Annotated in this window: 17 protein-coding genes and 1 other RNA gene; 13 read left to right on the forward strand and 5 right to left on the reverse strand. The window is 68.9% G+C overall.

The genetic code is table 11. The annotated features are described in order from the left end of the window. Positions 1–98 precede the first annotated feature (98 nt). The 8 genes from ACFPOE_RS13815 to htpX all read left to right on the forward strand — a co-directional run bounded on the left by ACFPOE_RS13815 (position 99) and on the right by htpX (position 7,087). Positions 99–998, forward strand: a complete 900-nt coding sequence (locus ACFPOE_RS13815) for an amino acid ABC transporter substrate-binding protein (RefSeq protein WP_376850707.1) — start codon at positions 99–101, stop codon at positions 996–998. Positions 999–1,111: 113 nt separating this feature from the next. Beyond that, a complete protein-coding gene (locus ACFPOE_RS13820; protein WP_376850708.1) occupies positions 1,112–1,867 on the forward strand; it encodes an amino acid ABC transporter permease in 756 nt (251 codons plus the stop codon). Beyond that, a complete protein-coding gene (locus tag ACFPOE_RS13825; protein ID WP_376850709.1) occupies positions 1,867–2,535 on the forward strand; it encodes an amino acid ABC transporter permease in 669 nt (222 codons plus the stop codon). Before ACFPOE_RS13820 ends, ACFPOE_RS13825 begins: the two co-directional genes overlap by 1 nt. A 103-nt stretch (positions 2,536–2,638) precedes the next feature. Then, positions 2,639–3,376 carry an amino acid ABC transporter ATP-binding protein gene (locus ACFPOE_RS13830; protein WP_376851898.1) on the forward strand — a complete coding sequence of 246 codons (738 nt, stop codon included), beginning with the start codon at positions 2,639–2,641 and terminating at the stop codon, positions 3,374–3,376. A 195-nt stretch (positions 3,377–3,571) separates the two neighbouring features. Next, positions 3,572–4,606 carry a dihydroorotase gene (gene pyrC / locus ACFPOE_RS13835; RefSeq protein WP_376850710.1) on the forward strand — a complete coding sequence of 345 codons (1,035 nt, stop codon included), beginning with the start codon at positions 3,572–3,574 and terminating at the stop codon, positions 4,604–4,606. Continuing rightward, positions 4,603–5,373 carry an NYN domain-containing protein gene (locus tag ACFPOE_RS13840; protein ID WP_376850711.1) on the forward strand — a complete coding sequence of 257 codons (771 nt, stop codon included), beginning with the start codon at positions 4,603–4,605 and terminating at the stop codon, positions 5,371–5,373. The genes pyrC and ACFPOE_RS13840 overlap by 4 nt, the downstream gene beginning before the upstream one ends. Further along, entirely contained in the window at positions 5,349–6,143 is a 795-nt protein-coding gene (locus ACFPOE_RS13845; protein WP_376850712.1) for a DUF3025 domain-containing protein, read from the forward strand. The genes ACFPOE_RS13840 and ACFPOE_RS13845 overlap by 25 nt, the downstream gene beginning before the upstream one ends. Positions 6,144–6,202: 59 nt before the next feature. After that, a complete protein-coding gene (gene htpX / locus ACFPOE_RS13850) occupies positions 6,203–7,087 on the forward strand; it encodes a protease HtpX (RefSeq protein ID WP_376850713.1) in 885 nt (294 codons plus the stop codon). A 185-nt stretch (positions 7,088–7,272) separates the two neighbouring features. On the opposite strand, the gene ACFPOE_RS13855 is transcribed toward htpX, so the two are convergent. The 3 genes from ACFPOE_RS13855 to cysK all read right to left on the reverse strand — a co-directional run bounded on the left by ACFPOE_RS13855 (position 7,273) and on the right by cysK (position 10,714). Continuing rightward, positions 7,273–7,998, reverse strand: coding sequence for a ProQ/FINO family protein (locus ACFPOE_RS13855; protein ID WP_376850714.1), 726 nt, complete (start codon positions 7,996–7,998; stop codon positions 7,273–7,275). A gap of 8 nt (positions 7,999–8,006) precedes the next feature. Beyond that, positions 8,007–9,644, reverse strand: a complete 1,638-nt coding sequence (locus tag ACFPOE_RS13860; protein WP_376850715.1) for an NAD(P)/FAD-dependent oxidoreductase — start codon at positions 9,642–9,644, stop codon at positions 8,007–8,009. A gap of 155 nt (positions 9,645–9,799) precedes the next feature. Next, on the reverse strand, positions 9,800–10,714 hold the full coding sequence (gene cysK / locus ACFPOE_RS13865; RefSeq protein ID WP_376850716.1) for a cysteine synthase A: 915 nt from the start codon (positions 10,712–10,714) through the stop codon (positions 9,800–9,802). Between the two features lie 60 nt (positions 10,715–10,774). Between cysK and rnpB the strand changes: the two genes are divergently transcribed. Further along, positions 10,775–11,111, forward strand: an RNA gene (gene rnpB / locus ACFPOE_RS13870) — RNase P RNA component class A. Between the two features lie 530 nt (positions 11,112–11,641). On the opposite strand, the gene ACFPOE_RS13875 is transcribed toward rnpB, so the two are convergent. Then, positions 11,642–12,349 carry an RNA pseudouridine synthase gene (locus ACFPOE_RS13875; protein WP_376850717.1) on the reverse strand — a complete coding sequence of 236 codons (708 nt, stop codon included), beginning with the start codon at positions 12,347–12,349 and terminating at the stop codon, positions 11,642–11,644. Beyond that, on the reverse strand, positions 12,346–13,986 hold the full coding sequence (locus tag ACFPOE_RS13880) for an MBL fold metallo-hydrolase (RefSeq protein ID WP_376850718.1): 1,641 nt from the start codon (positions 13,984–13,986) through the stop codon (positions 12,346–12,348). The genes ACFPOE_RS13875 and ACFPOE_RS13880 overlap by 4 nt, the downstream gene beginning before the upstream one ends. Positions 13,987–14,109: 123 nt before the next feature. Here ACFPOE_RS13880 and ACFPOE_RS13885 point away from each other — a divergent pair, with 123 nt between their 5' ends. The 4 genes from ACFPOE_RS13885 to ACFPOE_RS13900 all read left to right on the forward strand — a co-directional run bounded on the left by ACFPOE_RS13885 (position 14,110) and on the right by ACFPOE_RS13900 (position 17,766). Further along, on the forward strand, positions 14,110–15,090 hold the full coding sequence (locus tag ACFPOE_RS13885; protein ID WP_376850719.1) for a tripartite tricarboxylate transporter substrate binding protein: 981 nt from the start codon (positions 14,110–14,112) through the stop codon (positions 15,088–15,090). Between the two features lie 61 nt (positions 15,091–15,151). Continuing rightward, positions 15,152–16,150, forward strand: coding sequence for a Bug family tripartite tricarboxylate transporter substrate binding protein (locus ACFPOE_RS13890; protein WP_376850720.1), 999 nt, complete (start codon positions 15,152–15,154; stop codon positions 16,148–16,150). Between the two features lie 42 nt (positions 16,151–16,192). Further along, positions 16,193–17,074 (forward strand): diaminopimelate epimerase, encoded by an 882-nt coding sequence (dapF, locus tag ACFPOE_RS13895; RefSeq protein WP_376850721.1) that lies wholly within the window; start codon positions 16,193–16,195, stop codon positions 17,072–17,074. Next, complete coding sequence (locus ACFPOE_RS13900; protein WP_376850722.1) at positions 17,071–17,766, forward strand: DUF484 family protein; 696 nt, start codon at positions 17,071–17,073, stop codon at positions 17,764–17,766. Before dapF ends, ACFPOE_RS13900 begins: the two co-directional genes overlap by 4 nt. The last annotated feature ends 1 nt before the right edge of the window (position 17,767 follow it).

The following is a 17,767-nucleotide window of genomic DNA, read 5'->3' on the forward strand; positions in this document are numbered from 1 at the left end:
GCAGACCCCGTCCGGGGCGGCTTCAGGGTAATCCCGAAAGCCGCAACGCCTAGAATTTCGTTGTCCATACACACATCGCTTCCTCTCAGGAGATCTTCATGAACAAGCATTTGCTGGCATTCGCCATTGCGGCCGCCGCGGCCACGGGCGCCTTTGCCCAGGCCAACGACACCCTCGCCAAGGTCAAGGCCTCGGGCGAAATCACCATGGGCGTGCGCGATTCCTCGGGCGCCCTGTCCTATACCCTGGGCGACGGCAAGTACGCGGGCTTCCACTACGAGCTGTGCCAGCGCATCATCGGCAACGTCGAAAAGGCCGTGGGCAAGAAGCTGACCGTCAAGTACCTGCCGGTCACCTCGCAGAACCGCATCCCGCTGGTGCAGAACGGCACCGTCGACATCGAGTGCGGCTCCACCACCAACAACGCGGCCCGCCAGAAGGATGTTGCCTTCGTGCTGACCACCTACGTGGAAGAAGTGCGGATCGCCGTCAAGGCCAACTCCGGCATCAACTCGCTGGCGCAGCTCAATGGCAAGAAGGTCGCCACCACCACCGGCACCACCTCGGTGCAGCTGCTGCGCAAGCACGAGCGCGCCCACGGGGTCGACTTCAACGAGGTGTTCGGCAAGGACCACGCCGAGAGCTTCCTGCTGCTGGAGTCCGGCCGCGCCGACGCCTTCGTGATGGACGGCCAGATCCTGGCCGGCAACATCGCCACCTCCAAGAACCCGGCCGACTACAAGATCGTCGGCGAAGTGATCAGCGTCGAGCCGATCGCGATCATGATCCGCAAGGACGATCCGGCCTTCAAGAAGGTGGCGGACGACACGGTGCGCGACCTGATGAAGAGCGGCGAGATCGCCAAGATCTACGACAAGTGGTTCGTGCAGCCCATCCCGCCGAAGAACACCCGCGTCGGCCTGCCGGCCAGCGAAGCCACCAAGAACGCCTGGGCCAATCCGAACGACAAGCCGCTGGAAGACTACCTGAAGAAGTAAGCGGCGCGAGCCGCCTGCCGGACCCCGCCTGCGCACTTGCCCGGGCGGGGTTTCTGTTTTAAGGTCGCCGGACGGCGCAGGCACAGAATAACCAGCATTCGCGAGGAGCCCTTATGGCATGGGATTGGCAGGTATTCTGCAAGACCACCGACGACGCCACCGTGATGGCCACCTGCTTCGGCAAGGGCGGAGACATCACCTACCTCCAATGGATGCTGCAGGCCTGGGGCTGGACCCTGTCGGTGGCCGCCTGCGCCTGGGTCATCGCGGTGCTGCTGGGGGGGCTGGTCGGCACGCTGCGGACGCTTCCCAACAGTCCGTGGCTGGTGCGGCTGGCCAATGCCTGGGTCGAGCTGTTCCGCAACATCCCGATCCTGGTGCAGCTGTTCCTCTGGTACTTCGTGCTGCCCAAGCTGTTTCCGCCGATGAAGGCGGTGCCCGGCTTCCTGCTGGTGGTGTTCGCACTGGGCTTCTTCACCTCGGCGCGGATCGCCGAGCAGGTGCGCGCCGGCATCCAGGCGCTGTCGCGCGGCCAGCGCTACGCCGGCATGGCGATGGGCTTCACCACCGCGCAGACCTACCGCTACGTGCTGCTGCCGATGGCGGTGCGGATCATCCTGCCGCCGCTGACCAGCGAGTCGATGAACCTGCTGAAGAATTCCTCGGTGGCGTTTGCCGTGTCGATCGCGGAGCTGACCATGTTCGCGATGCAGGCGCAGGAGGAGACGTCGCGCGGCATCGAGATCTACCTCGGCGTCACGGCGCTGTATGCGCTGTCTGCCTTCGCGGTGAACCGGGTGTTCGCCTTCATCGAGAAGAAGGTGGCGATTCCCGGCTTCATCGTTGCCGGCGGAACGGGAGGCCACTGATGGGAAATCTGGACCTCACCTTCGTCAGCTGGGACATCATCAGCAAGTTCGTCCTCAAGGGCTTCTATTTCAGCGTCACGCTGACCGTCATCGCCACCCTGGGCGGCATCTTCTTCGGCACCATGCTGGCGCTGATGCGGCTGTCGGGAAAGAAGGCGTTGATGCTGCCGGCCACCATCTACGTCAACGGCATGCGCTCGATTCCGCTGGTGATGGTGATCCTGTGGTTCTACCTGCTGGTGCCCACCCTGATCGGCCGCCCGGTCGGCGCCGAGCCGTCGGCCTTCATCACCTTCATCGCCTTCGAGGCGGCGTATTTCAGCGAGATCATGCGGGCCGGCATCCAGTCGATCCCGCGCGGCCAGGTGCATGCCGGCCAGGCGCTGGGCATGAGCTACGGCCAGAACATGCGGCTGGTTGTCCTGCCGCAGGCGTTCCGCAACATGCTGCCGGTCCTGCTGACACAGACCATCATCCTGTTCCAGGACACTTCGCTGGTCTACGCCATCGGCGCCTACGACCTGCTCAAGGGCTTCGTCACCGCCGGCAAGATCTACGGCCGGCCGGAAGAGGCCTACCTGCTGGCGGCCGTCGTCTACTTCGCGATCTGCTACGGCCTGTCCTTCATGGTCAAGCGCCTGCAGCTGAAGATCGCCATCATCAGATGACAGCCCCCACGCTCGTCACTTCGTGTACTTCGCTGCCCCCCGAGGGGGCATCGGTCCCCTTGGGGCGGCCCGGCGGCAACTGAAAGGAACCTTCACCATGTCCATGATCGAAATCAAGAACGTGTCCAAGTGGTACGGCCCGGTCCAGGTCCTCACCAACTGCAACGTCAACATCGACAAGGGCGACGTCGTGGTGGTGTGCGGCCCGTCGGGCTCGGGCAAGTCCACGCTGATCAAGACCGTCAACGCGCTGGAGCCGTTCCAGAAGGGCGAGATCTACGTCGACGGCATCGGCCTGCACGATCCCAAGACCGACCTGCCCAAGCTGCGCAGCCGGGTCGGCATGGTGTTCCAGCACTTCGAGCTGTTCCCGCACCTGTCGGTGACGGAGAACCTGACCATCGCGCAGATCAAGGTCCTGAACCGCACGGCCGACGAAGCCAAGGCGCGCGGCCTGAAGATGCTGGACCGCGTGGGCCTGATGGCGCACAAGGACAAGTTCCCCGGCCAGCTCTCGGGCGGCCAGCAGCAGCGGGTGGCGATCGCCCGCGCGCTGTCGATGGACCCGATCGTGATGCTGTTCGACGAGCCGACCTCGGCGCTGGACCCCGAGATGGTGGGCGAGGTGCTGGACGTGATGGTGACGCTGGCCAAGGAAGGCATGACGATGATGGTGGTCACGCACGAGATGGGGTTCGCGCGCAAGGTGGCCAGCCGCGTGATCTTCATCGACGTCGGCGGCCGCATCCTGGAGGATTGCTCCAAGGACGAATTCTTCGCCCATCCCGAGAACCGCCAGGCCCGCACCAAGGACTTCCTCAACAAGATCCTGCAGCACTGAAAGCGGGAGCGGAGCGGGGACAAAGACGCAGAAGCAACGCAGAAGACGCAGAAAAGAGAGTTGAGGGTTGAACCGGAGAGGGCGGAAGGTCGCGTGGCTTTCCTTTTTTTCATTTCTCCCTTCTGCGCTTTCTGCGTTGTTTCTGCGTTTTCTGCGTCCGGCTGTCCGCCTTCCGTATTCAGCGAAAATGGCGGCATGACAGAGCAAATCACGATCAAGCGGCCGGACGACTGGCACCTGCATGTGCGCGACGGGCAGGCGCTGCAGGCGGTGGTGCCGCACTCGGCGGCGCAGATGGGCCGGGCGATCATCATGCCGAACCTGCGGCCGCCGGTGACGACGGCAGCGCAGGCGATGGCCTACCGCGAGCGCATCCTGGCGGCCGTTCCCGTCGGCAAGTCCTTCGAGCCGCTGATGACGCTCTACCTCACCGACAACCTGCCGCCCGACGAGATCCGGCGCGCGAAGGAAGCGGGCGTGGTGGCGGTCAAGCTCTATCCGGCCGGCGCCACCACCAACAGCGACGCCGGCGTGACCGACATGCGCAAGACCTACGCGACGCTGGAAGCGATGCAGCGCGAAGGCCTGGCGCTGCTGGTGCACGGCGAGGTCACCTCGCCCGACATCGACCTGTTCGACCGCGAGGCGGTGTTCATCGACACCCAACTGGTGCCGCTGCGGCGCGACTTCCCGGAACTGAAGATCGTGTTCGAGCACATCACCACCCGCGAAGCGGCGCAGTACGTGCACGCCGCGGACCGCCACACGGCGGCGACCATCACGGCGCACCACCTGCTGTACAACCGCAACGCGATCTTCCTGGGCGGCATCCGGCCGCACTACTACTGCCTGCCGGTGCTCAAGCGCGAGGTGCACCGGGTCGCGCTGGTGGAAGCGGCCACCTGCGGCAGTTCCAAGTTCTTCCTGGGCACCGACAGCGCGCCGCACCCGGCGCACCTGAAGGAGCACGCCACCGGCTGCGCCGGCTGCTACACCGCGAACGCGGCGATCGAGCTGTACGCCGAGGCGTTCGACGCCGCCGGCAAGCTGGCGCAGCTCGAGGCCTTCGCCAGCCTGCACGGCCCCGCGTTCTATGGGCTGGAACCCAACACCGACACCATCACGCTCGATCGCCACGAGTGGACCATGCCCGAAAGCTACGCGTTCGGCGAGGCGCGGCTCAAGCCGCTGCGCGGCGGCGAGACGCTTCAATGGAGACTGCGCGCATGAATGTCGCTTTCCTGCTCGATGCGGACAACCTGTCGTCGGCCGCCGACGTCGACCAGATCTTCGCCCACTTCCGCCGGCTGGGCATCACCGTCACGGTGCGGCGCGCCTATGGCGGCACCGAGAAGCTGGTCGGCATGAAGGAGGTGCTGCGCCAGCATGCGGTGCGCTCGTTCATCAACCAGGGCAAGGGAACCACCGACGCCGCCCTGGTGATCGACGCCATGGACCTGTTGCACCACGACGCGCTGCCGTCGATGGTGGCGATCGGCTCCAGCGATGCGGACTTCGCGCCGCTGGCCGTGCGGCTGCGCGAGGACGGCATCCGCGTGCTCTGCTTCGCGCTGCGCGACAAGGCCGACGGCGATGCGCTGGCGCTGGTGTACGACGAGGTGGTTTACCTGGACTCGCCCAGCCGCGCCGAGCGGGTCGACCGGGCCGAGCGGGTCGAACGGGCGGCGCCGGCGCCGGCACGCAAGGCGCCGGCCGCGAAGAAGGCGCCGGCCCGGCCGGCCGCGGCGAAAAAGGCCGTCGGCAAGGTGTTCGCCGACGAGGATGACGAACTGGACGCCATCCTGGAAGCGGTGCCGGCGCTGCTCAGCGGCGAGCAGGTGCCGCTGAACGACGTCACCAAGCAGTTGCGCGACGCCAAGGTGCTCGGGCGCAGCGCCAGGTCGACCGCGCTGCTGGGCCGCCACGCCGCCGACTTCAGGCTCACGCCCGAGCGCAATCCGGCCTACGTGCAATGGATGGCGCGCACCGGCCGCTAGCCGCGATCGACTGGAGCCGGCCCTGGTTTGCGCCCTGGCGCGATCCGGGACAACGCGTTGCCGCCCGCGTCTGCGAGGGCGAGCCGCTGCACGAAGCGCTGAACCGCGAGCAGGGCGCACCGGTGCGCTTCGTGCCGCAGCAGGCGCTGCCGGACGGCCGGGCCTACGAACACTTCATCAGCGCCAGCGGCCAGTGCCCGGTGCGACCCGGCCTGCACGACTTCTTCAACGGGCTGGCCTGGCTGGCGCTGCCGCTGTCCAAGGCTCGCCTCAACCGGTTGCAGGCGGCGCAGATCGAGGAACGCGGCGTCGGCGCCGTGCGCGGGCCGGTGCGCGACGCCATCACGCTGTTCGACGAGAACGGCGCCCTGCTCGACGCCCCGCCCGAGCTCTGGGCCGCCCTGCTGGAGCGCGATTGGCAGCGGCTGTTCGTGCAGTTGCGCCCGCTCTGGCGGCAGGCGCGGCTGCTGGTGGTCGGCCATGCCCTGCTGGAGAAGCTGGTGCAGCCGCGCAAGGCGCTGACGGCGCACCTGTGGCGCAGTCCGGTCGCGCTGCAATCCGTCGCGGCTGCCGACGCGCTGCTGGCCGCCATGCTCACCCCGGCCGTGCTGGCGGCCAAGCCGTTCACGCCGCTGCCGCTGCTGGGAATTCCGGGCTGGAGCGCTCAAAACGCGGACGTTTGCTTTTATGATGACGCCCAGGTCTTTCGGCCCCGCAGGGCACCAGAACGCACAACAACTCCGCCCCTGCACCCCCGCGCCCACCCTTGATTCCGGCAAGCCGGGCCTCATCTGGACGCGGGGGCAATCCACAACCTTTCGGAGAGTTCATGAAACGCATTTTCCTGTTCGTGCTGACCAACCTGGCGGTGGTGGTGGTGCTGGGCGTCGTGTCCAGCCTGCTGGGCGTCAACCGCTATCTCACGGCCAACGGGCTGAACCTGCCCATGCTGCTGGGCTTCGCGCTGGTGATGGGCTTCGGCGGCGCCATCATCTCGCTGCTGCTGTCCAAGACCATCGCCAAGTGGAGTTCCGGCGTGCGGGTGATCGCGCAGCCGCAGAACGCCGACGAGGCATGGATCGTGGAGACGGTGCGCCGCGTCGCCGACAAGGCCGGCATCGGCATGCCCGAGGTCGGCATCTTCGAGGGCGAGCCGAACGCCTTCGCCACCGGCGCCTTCAAGAACAGCGCCCTGGTGGCGGTGTCCACCGGCCTGCTGCAGGGCATGACGCGCGAGGAAGTGGAAGCCGTGATCGGCCACGAGGTGGCGCACATCGCCAACGGCGACATGGTGACCATGACGCTGATCCAGGGCGTGATGAACACCTTCGTGGTGTTCCTGTCGCGGGTGATCGGCTCGCTGGTCGACGGGTTCCTGAGCAAGGGGGAGAACCGTTCCGGCCCCGGGATGGGCTACTACATCACCACCTTCGTGCTGGACGTGCTGCTCGGTTTCCTGGCGGCGATGATCGTGGCCTGGTTCTCGCGCCACCGCGAGTTCCGCGCCGACGCCGGCTCCGCCAGCCTGCTGGGCCGCAAGCAGCCGATGATCAACGCGCTGGCCCGGCTGGGCGGCATGGTGCCCGGCGAGCTGCCCAAGGGCCTGCAGGCGCTGGGCATCACCTCCGGTGTCGGCAAGCTGTTCGCCACCCACCCGCCGATCGAGGAGCGCATCGCCGCGCTGCAGGCGGCACAGACGCCACAGGCCGCCTGAGCGCGCCGCGCCCGCGAAAAAGCCGCCCACGGGCGGCTTTTTTTCTGTCATGCCGGGCTTGACCCGGCATCCACACGCTGCGAATGCAGATGCGGTCGATCAGGAAGTGGCGGTGTTTTTTCCTTGATCGACGTTCTTCGCGACGCCACAGCCTGGATCCCGGGTCAAGCCCGGGATGACAGCCCTTATCCGAGCGTCCGCTTCACTTGCGCCAGGTCCATCCCGTACATCTCGGCGAAGGCTTCCATGCTCTGGCCGCTGGCGGCGAAGGCGCGGGCGAGGGCTTCGCGCTTGGCCGATTTGTGCGCCAGTTGCGCCACGGCCTGCTGCAGGAGCGCGTTGTTGGTTTCGTCCTGCGTGCGCATCTTCTCCGCGTACTCGGCCGGGCTCAGGCCGGAGGCTTCGATGGCGGCGACCAGTTTCTGCATCAGCCGCGGGCGCAGGTCTTCCCTGGTGCGCTGCTGGCGGCGGCGGAACACTTCCATGATCGCGTGGTGCACGTGCTCCGGCGCCAGCGGTGCCACCGGCTGCCCGTCCAGGTCATGGCGCTGCAGGCCGGCCGCCACGCTTTCCAGGTAGGCGGTGGAACGGGCATGCAGGCCCAGGGCCACCTTCAGCTCCTCGCGCTGGAAGGCATCCGGATGGCGCGCCAGCAGGTCCTCGAAGATGCCGATCTTCAGCGGCTTGAACTGGGCGCCGAACAGCTGCGGATGCAGCTCGAACAGCCTGTCCAGCACCGGGTGGGCCGGCTTGCCGCGCGGCGGGCCCTTGCGCTGCTGCGCCTTGGGCCGGGACTTGGCCGCGGGGCCGGGCGCAGCCGGCGTGGGCGCTGCAATGCCGGCAGCCGAAGCGGGTGCGGGGTCGTCGGCGGGAGCGGGGGCAGGAGCGGGGGCGGATGCGGTGTCGTTCATGGTGGGATTCAGGTGGAAATTCGGAGGGCGGCGCGGGCCACGGCCTCGCCGACGCGGATGCCGTCGACGCCGGCCGACAGGATGCCGCCGGCGTAGGCGGCGCCTTCGCCGGCGGGAAACAGGCCGCGCACGTTCAGGCTCTGGTAGTCCTCGCCGCGGGTGATGCGCAGCGGCGAGGAGGTTCGGGTTTCGACGCCGGTGAGCACGGCGTCGGGCATGTCGAAGCCCTTGATCTTGCGGCCGAACACCGGCAGCGCCTCGCGCAGCGCCGCGATCGCGTAATCGGGCAGCGCCGGCGCCAGGTCGCCCAGCGTCACGCCGGGCGTGTACGACGGCTCGACCTCGCCCAGTTGGGTCGAGGCGCGGCCGGCCAGGAAGTCGCCCACCAGCTGGCCCGGCGCGCGGTAGTCGCCGCCGCCCAGCGTGTAGGCGGTCGATTCGAGCCGGCGCTGCAGGTCGATGCCGGCCAGCGGACCGCCTGGAAAGTCGGCCGGATCGATGCCCACCACCATGCCGGCGTTGGCGTTGCGCTCGTTGCGCGAATACTGGCTCATGCCGTTGGTGACCACCCGGCCCGGCTCGGAGGTGGCGGCCACCACCGTGCCGCCGGGGCACATGCAGAAGCTGTAGACCGAGCGGCCGTTGCCGGCGTGGTGCACCAGCTTGTAGTCGGCGGCGCCCAGCAGCGGATGGCCGGCATGGCGGCCCCAGCGGGCGCGGTCGATCACGCCCTGCGGATGCTCGATGCGAAAGCCGATCGAGAACGGCTTGGCCTCGACGAACACGCCGCGCCGGTGCAGCATCTCGAAGGTGTCGCGGGCGCTGTGGCCCAGCGCCAGCACGACCTGGTCGGCGCGCAGTTCGCTGCTCTTGCCGCTGGCCTGGTCCAGCACCGTCAGTCCCCTGACCTGGCCGTCCTCGATCTGCAGGTCGGTGACGCGCTGCTGGAAGCGGATCTCGCCGCCCAGCGCGATGATCTGCTCGCGCATGTGCTCCACCACCTTCACCAGCTTGAAGGTGCCGATGTGCGGATGGGCCACGTACAGGATCTCCGGCGGCGCGCCGGCCTTGACGAACTCGCCCATCACCTTGCGCCCGAGATGCCGCGGGTCCTTGATCTGGCTATAGAGCTTGCCGTCGGAGAAGGTGCCGGCGCCGCCTTCGCCGAACTGCACGTTGCTTTCCGGGTCGAGCACGCCCTGGCGCCACAGGGCCCAGGTGTCCTTGGTGCGCTGGCGCACCGGCTTGCCGCGCTCCAGCACGATCGGCCTGAATCCCATCTGGGCCAGCACCAGCGCCGCGAAGATGCCGCACGGCCCGAAGCCCACCACCACCGGCCGCACCGGCAGGTCGGCGGGCGCGGCGACCGGCGGATGCCACACCATGTCGGGCGTGGCGCTGACGTGGGGGTTGCCGGCGGACTTCGCCAGCAGCGCCGGCTCCTGCGCCGGATCGGCCAGCGTCACGTCGACGATGTAGACCGCGGCCAGGTCGGCCTTGCGGGCGTCGAAGCTGCGTTTGAACAACTCCACCTGCGCGATCTGCTCGCGCGGCAGCGCCAGCAACCGGCAGGCGGCTGCGAGCAGGACGGGTTCGGGGTGCTCCGCTTCGGCCAGCGTGAGCTTGATTTCGGACAGTCGGATCATCGCAATTGCGGCTTGTGTTGATCAAGCAGGCAAGCGCCGATGATAACGGGGCGGCGACAGGGCGGACGTCGCGCCGCCGGGCCGCCCCAAGGCACGACAGCCCCCTCGGGGGGCAGCGCCGCGGGATGGCATGCCCGCCAGCGTGGGGGCTCACATTACGCCGGCAGGAAGCCCTCGATCGACAGGTAGCGCTCGCCGGTGTCGTAGTTGAAGCCCAGCACCGTGGCGCCGGCCGGCAGGTCGGGCAGCTTCTGCGCGATCGCGGCCAGGGTGGCGCCCGAGGAGATGCCCACCAGGATGCCTTCCTCGCGCGCGCTGCGGCGCGCCATCTCGCGGGCCGCCTCGGCTTCCACCAGGATGACGCCGTCGAGCAGCGCGGTGTCCAGGTTCTTCGGGATGAAGCCGGCGCCGATGCCCTGGATCGGGTGCGGCGCCGGCTGGCCGCCGGAAATCACCGGCGAGGCGGTCGGCTCCACCGCGAACACCTGCAGCTTGGGCCACTTGGCCTTGAGCGTGCGGGCGCAGCCGGTGATGTGGCCGCCGGTGCCGACGCCGGTGATCAGCACGTCCAGGCCACCGGGGAAGTCGGCGATGATTTCCTGCGCCGTGGTGCGGTCATGGACCTCGATGTTGGCCGGGTTCTCGAACTGCTGGGGCATCCAGGCGCCGGGCGTGGCGGCGACGATTTCCTCGGCACGGGCGATGCAGCCCTTCATGCCCTTTTCGCGCGGGGTCAGGTCGAAGCTGGCGCCGTAGGCCAGCATCAGGCGGCGGCGCTCCACCGACATGCTGTCGGGCATCACCAGCACGATCTTGTAGCCCTTGACGGCCGCCACCATGGCCAGGCCGATGCCGGTGTTGCCCGAGGTCGGCTCGACGATGGTGCCGCCGGGCTTGAGGGCGCCGGACTTCTCGGCGGCTTCCACCATCGACAGCGCGATCCGGTCCTTGATCGAGCCGCCGGGATTGGCGCGCTCGGACTTGATCCAGACGTTGCGTGCGCCGAACAGGCGGTTGATGCGGATGTGCGGCGTGTTGCCGATGGTCTGCAGGATGTTTTCGGCTTTCAAGGGCTGCTCCTTTTGGCGAGGTCGGGCGGCCATTGTGGCGCAGGGCGATAATGCGTGGGTGAAGCCCGCCAGACCGCCGCTGGTGCAATCTGGGAAACCAGGCACTGGAGGAACGTCCGGACTGCACAGGGCAGCGTAGGAGGTAACACCTCTCCACCGCGAGGTGAGGATCAGAGCAACAGAGACGAGTCGACGGGTCGTTCGCAAGGACGGCTTGTCGGGTGAAACGGGCAATCTCTACGCGCAGCAATACCAAGTAGGCACACGTTGACGGGGCCCCCGGAGTGTGCGGGTAGGTAGCACCGAGCCGTCTGGCGACAGGCGGCCCAGATTAATGGCGGTCACGCCGGGGGCAACCCCGGCGCCACAGAATCCGGCTTATCGGCGGACTTCACACTTTTTTCTTTCTGCGGCGGCGGCCGGCGGCCGCGCGGACGGCGAGGCCGGGAGTGCGCCGTCTCTCCGTTCGCGTTGAGCTTGTCGAAACGCCGCAGAGGGCCAGGCTCCGCGCGGACGGCGAAGCCGGCGAGGGCGCAGCGCATCGGCACGGCGGCCGGTGCCATGCACCGGCTTCCCTGTGTTTTCCCGATTCCATGACGCGTCGCACAACTCACAGTGCGCCTCAGGCCGCACTGTTCGGACAAGTGCGACGAGCCAGATCACGAAGCGCGCTGAAGCGCGCCGTCATGGAATCGGGAAAACACAGGCACCGCGCAAGATGCGCCGCACCCTCCCCAGCCTCGCCGTCGATGACCCGATGGCGCGCGCACGCTGACCAACCTTCTGCGCGTCGGGCGCCGCCTGTCGCGCCGCGCGGAGCCGGCCCTGCGGCGTTTCGACAGGCTCAACGCGAACGGGACGGGTTTGCGCGGACTGGGATGGGTCCCGAGTCAAGCCCGGGACGACAGTTTGTGCCGATGACGGCCGCTAGAACCGCTCGTGCGCCATCAGGTAGCGCCACTGCCCCACCGGCAGCGGCCCCAGCGAGACGCGGCCCAGCCGCATGCGCTTGAGCGCCAGCAGCCGCAGGCCGACGGCGTCGCACATGCCGGGCACATGCTCGGGCAGCACCCCCTTCAGCGCGAAGCGCAGCCGCGTCTCGCCTTCGCCAGTGCTGTTGACGCTGACCTTGATCGGCGGCAACGGCTGGTTGCGGAACGTCAGGCCGTGGCACAGGCGCTTGACCTGCTCCGGCGTCACCTCGCCGGCCACCTGCGCGATCAGTTCCTGCTCGATGGTGGCCGCGTCCTCGGTCAGCTTGCGCAGGATGCGGCCGTCCTGGCTCAGCACCACCAGGCCGCTGGCCTGGCGCGGCAACGCCGACGGGATCACGAGGTGGGCGAAGTGGCGCTTGAGCGGGCGCACGCCCGAGGGATCGTCGCTGGCACGCAGGTTCGGATGCACCTCGGGCGCGGCGTCGGCCGGCTTGTGCAGCAGGATGGTCACCGGCAGCAGCGCCAGCAGGCTGGCCGAGGGATCGACCTGCACCTTCTGGTCCTGCACCCGCGCCATCGGCTCCTCGACCAACACGCCGTCCACCGTCACCCAGCCGCCCTCGATGTATTGCTCCGCTTCCCGGCGTGAGCAGCCCTTGAGTTCGGCCACGCGCTTGGCCAGCCGCACCGGTTCGGTCATTGGCCGCCCTGCATGGCCTCGAGCCGCTGCACGTGCGCCAGCAGCGAGCGCTGCGCCACCGGCCACATGCGCGGCGGCACGTCGTCGTAGGCCAGCTCCACCCATTGCTCCAGGCTGCCGTCAGGCCGGGCCCGCATCGCGGCCAGCACCTTGGCCTCGCGCCTGAGCCGGTGGGTCTTCAGGTGGGCGATCGCCTGCTTGGCCGCCCCCAGCACGTGGCCGTGGGCCGGCAGGATGAAGCCGATGCCGTGCGCGTCGCAGGCGGCGCTGAGCGCGTCCAGCGACTCCAGGTAATCGGTCATGTTGCCGTCCGGCGGGTCGACCACCGTGGTGCTGCCGTTGAGGATGTGGTCGCCGGAAAACAGCAGGCCGTCCTCCACCAGCACCAGGCACAGGTGGTTGGCCGCGTGACCGGGCGTGAGGACCACCTGCAGCGTGTGCTGCGCGGGGCCGGCGCCGACCATCAGCCGTTCGCCATTGGCCAGTTGGCGGTCCGGCGTGAATTCGCTGGCCGGCCGCGCCGTCGGCAGCGAGGCCAGGCCCAGGATCGGCGGACGGTTCCTGCACATCGCCTGCAACGGCCTGGCGCCGGGCGAATGGTCGGCGTGCGAATGGGTGCAGACGATCATGCGGATGTCGCCGCCGGTGGCGTGCCACAGGCGCTCGATGTGCTCGCTGCCCGCGGGGCCGGGATCGATCGCGATGTAGCCGCTGTCCGGATCGCCGACCAGGTAGCTGTTGGTGCCGGGGCCGGTCATCACGCCGGGGTTGGGCGCGGTCAGCCGCAGCACGTTCTTCAGCAGCCGCACCGGCTCGTCGGTGCGCCAGTCCAGGTGGTGGACGATCTGGCCGTCGGGGCTGACCAGTTCCAGCTCGCCGTACGGGCTTTCGTGCTCCATGTAGCGCGCCTCGGCGCCGCGCAGCAGGCCGGCCCGCGGACAGCTGGTCCACAGCGGCAGCTCGCTCGCGCAAGCCTGCAGCACGGCGTCGACCGACTCGAAGTGCTCCAGCCGCTCCAGCGTGCGGATGGTCGGGAAGATCATGAAGAAGCTGCCGGCCTTGTGGCGGGCCAGCGCGTCGGCCGGCCGCACCCACACCGGCTCGAACTGCTCCGACTCGTCGGCGACCGGCGCCTGGCTGGCGGGCATGCGCGCCACCAGGAAGGGCACGTCGAAACGGCGCGGCAGTTCGCGGTCGGTGATCCAGTGCGCCAGCACGTAGACCTCGTCGGCAGCCAGCGTCAGGCCGCGGGCCTCGCACTGGGCGGCGAAGGGGGCGTCGCGCCTGAGCGCCGCGATGTCGGCATCGTCGGCCGGGCGGCCGTCGGCGTGGCGGGCCAGCAGCACCCCCAGCTCCTCGTAGCTCTCGCGGATGGCTGCGATCGCCTGCGTCAGGTGCAGGTCGCCCTGGCCCGGACGGCGCGCGGCGATCCGGTGGGCGGCGCCGTCGGCCGCGTCGATGCCGCCGCCGGGAAAGACATAGGCGCCGGGCGCGAAGCTGGCGGTGGGCGAGCGGCGGGTCATCAGCACCTCGATGCCGGCGCCGGCCGCGCCATCGCGCAGCAGCAGCACGGTGGCGGCGGGCCGGGGGGCCGCGGGTTCGCGCTGGGGATGCAGGAGCTGGGAGGGACGGACCATGGCCCCATTATCGGCAGCGCCCGGCCGCGGCCCGGCGGCTTGGGGAAAACCCGTCGGTGAAAGCGCGCTCACCGTTGGCGCGCCGGCACTTCCATACTGGCTGCTTTTGCAGGAGACAGACCGATGATGATCAAGCGTTGGACCGGCGTATCGATGCTGGCGGGCCTGCTGGCCCTGACGGTGCTGCCGCTGGCGGCGAATGCCCAGGCCTGGCCTGCGAAGCAGCCGATCAGGCTGGTGGCGGTGTTCCCGCCGGGCGGCTCGGTCGACCAGGTGGCGCGCATCCTGTCCGTGCCGCTGCAGCAGCAGCTGGGCCAGACCGTGATCGTGGAGAACAAGGGCGGCGCCTCGGGCACCATCGGCACCGCCGCCGTGGTCGCTGCCCAGCCGGACGGCTATACCTTCGCCGTGGTGTTCGACACCCATGGCGTCAACCAGGCGCTGATTCCCGGCCTGTCGTACGACACCAAGCGCGACCTGGCGCCGGTGATCCTGGTGGGCACCTCCGCGATGGTGATCGCCACCAACGTCGGCTCCGAGTACAAGACCTTCGCCGACGTGGTCGCCGCCGCCAAGGCCAAGAAGCCGGTCAACTACGGCTCGATCGGCTCCGGCAGCCTGGGCCACCTGGCGATGACGCTGCTGGGGCGCAACGGCGGCCTCGACTGGCAGCACGTGCCGTACAAGGGCGGCGGCCCGCTGATGAACGACGGCGTCGCCGGCCACGTTCCGCTGACCATCGGCTCGGTGTTCGTGACCAAGCCCTTCATCGATGCCAAGCGCATGCGGCCGCTGGCCGTGACCACCAGCAAGCGCACCGCCGAACTGCCGGACGTGCCGACGGTGGCCGAGAGCGGCTATCCCGGCTTCGACGCGCCCGCCTGGTGGGCCGTGCTGGCGCCGGCGAAGACGCCGCCCGAGATCGTCAGGCGCATGAACGAGGAACTGAACAAGGCGCTGAAGTCGCCCGAGGTGGCGCAGCGGCTGTCCGGCCAGGGCATCAGCGTGATCGGCGGCTCGCCCGAGGTGGCCCGCACCTTCATCGACAAGCAGGTCGACATCTGGACCAAGGTGGTCCACGAGAACAACATCAAGGCGGACTGAAGCCCGGCGCCGGCGGGCCGCCTTGCCCCCAGAATGGCAGCCACCATCGAAGGAGCCGACCGTGAACATCCAGACCTTCCGCCGCGCCGCTCTGGGGCTGCTGGCCGCGTCCCTGGTTGCCGCCGCGCCGCTGGCGCGGGCGCAGGGCGACTGGCCGCAGCAGCCCGTCACGCTGGTGATGACCTTCCCGGCCGGCTCCGGCGTCGACGTGGTGGCGCGCGCCATCCAGGAGCCGCTGGGCAAGGTGCTGGGGCAGCCGGTGGTCATCGACTACAAGGTCGGCGCGGCCGGCAACATCGCCAGCGAATACGTGGCCCGCGCCAAGCCGGACGGCTACACCCTGGTGTTCGGCACGGCGGCCACGCATGGCAGCAATGCGGCCCTGTACAAGAAGCTGCCGTTCGACGTCGAAAACGACTTCGTGCCGGTCGCGCCGATCCTGGACGTCTCCAACGTGCTCACCGTCAATCCGCAGGTGATGAACGTCAGGACGCTCCATGAGTTCGTCGAGCTGGTGAAGGCCAACCCGGGCAAGTACAACTACGCGTCCACCGGCAACGGCACCGGCACCCATATGGCGTTTGCCGAGTTCAATTCGCGCCTGGGCCTGAACATGGTCCACGTGCCCTACAAGGGCGGCCCGGAGGCGATGCTGGGGGTGCTCAAGGGCGAGACCTGCTGCATCATGAACCAGGTGCAGACGGTGATGACGCAGTACAAGGCCGGCAAGGTGCGGCTGCTGGGCGTGACCACCGCCACCCGCGTGCCGGCGATCGCCGACGTGCCCACCATCGCCGAAAGCAGGTTGCCGGGCACTGCCGGCTTCGACAGCTCGATCTGGTTCGCCGTGTTCGCGCCCAGGGGCACGGACCCGCGCATCGTCGGCAAGCTCAATGCCGCCATCCGCACGGTGCTGGAGAACCCGGAGGTGCGCGCCCGGCTGGAGCTGGCCGGCAACTCGGTGCGCATCGAGACGCCCGAACAGTTCCGCGCCACGGTCCATGCCAACCGCGTCAAATGGGCCGAGGTGGTGAAGGCGGCCAACGTCAGCATCGACTAGCGTCCTGCGGCGGGGCAGGCAGCGGGTGACGATAATCGGCCCATGAGGATCCCGTTCACCAAGATGCAGGGCGCCGGCAACGACTTCGTCGTGCTGGACGAAACCCGCGGCCTGCTGCACCTGAGCCGCGCGCAATACCGGCAGCTGGCGGACCGCCACTTCGGCGTCGGCGCCGACCAGATCCTGTCGGTGCGGCCCTCGCCGGCGCCGGGCATCGACTTCGAATACGTGATCCACAACGCCGACGGCGGCGAGGTGGAGCAATGCGGCAACGGCGCGCGCTGCTTCGTGCGCTACGTGCGCGACAAGGGGCTGACCGGCAAGGACAGCGTCCGGGTCCGCACCATGTCCGGCGTGATCGAGCCGCGGCTCGACGCCGACGGCCGCGTCACCGTGGACATGGGCGCGCCGGTGTTCGAACTCCAGCTGGTGCCCTTCGATGCGGCCGGGCTTTCCCCTCAAAGCCACGGTTCCTGGCAAACCTGGCCGCTGGCGCTGGCGCCGGCCGCGCCTTCCACTACCATTTCGGTGGCGGTGCTGTCGATGGGCAATCCGCACGCGGTGCAGCTGGTGGCCGACGTGGAGACGGCGCCCGTCGCGGCGCAGGGCCCGATGATCGAGAACCACGCGCGCTTCCCGCGCCGGGTCAACGCCGGCTTCCTGCAGGTGGTGGACCGCTCGCACGTGAAGCTGCGGGTCTGGGAACGCGGCGCCGGCGAGACGCTGGCCTGCGGCACCGGGGCCTGCGCCGCGGTGGTGGCGGGCATCCGGCTCGGCCTGCTGGATGCGCGCGTCGACGTGCAGACCCGCGGCGGCGTGCTGACGATCGAGTGGAGCGGCCGGGAGGGCGCGCCGGTGCTGATGACCGGGCCGGCCGTGACCGTGTACGAAGGCGAGATCAACCTGGACGAGAACAACGCATGAAACCGACCGACGCCATGAACCCGATCACCGAGGACGACATCGCCAATTACCTGGCGAACACGCCCGACTTCTTCGCCCGCCACTCCGAGCTGCTGGCGGCGGTGCACCTGACCAGCCCGCACAGCCACCGCGCCGTCAGCCTGCAGGAGCGGCAGGCCGAGATGCTGCGCGAGAAGATCAAGGCGCTGGAGCACCGGCTGATGGACATGGTGCGGCACGGCAACGAGAACGTGATCATTGCCGACCGGCTGCAGCGCTGGGCCCGCAACCTGCTGCAGGTGCGCTCGGGCCGTTCGCTGCCCGCCACCATCGCCAGCGAGATCGAGAACCAGTTCATGGTGCCGCAGGTGGCGATCAAGGTCTGGGACGTGGACAGCCGCTACGGCCAGGAGGCGTTCGCCGAGGGCGTGACCGAGGACGCCAAGAGCTTCGCCTCCTCGCTGACGCAGCCGTACTGCGGTGTCAATTCCGGCTTCGAGGCCGTCAACTGGCTGGCCGACAGCGCCACCGCGCTGTCGCTGGCGCTGATCCCCTTGCGCGACGGCGCCGTCAACACCGCCGAGCCCGCCTTCGGCATGCTGGTGCTGGCCTCGCCCGATCCGCAGCGCTTCCAGAGCGGCATGGGCACGGACTTCCTGGAGCGGATCGCCGAACTGGCCAGCGCCGCGCTGTCGCGGCTGCGGCACGACTGAG

The organism is Caenimonas terrae (genome assembly GCF_042655405.1).
Classification (GTDB): domain Bacteria; phylum Pseudomonadota; class Gammaproteobacteria; order Burkholderiales; family Burkholderiaceae_C; genus Ramlibacter; species Ramlibacter terrae_A.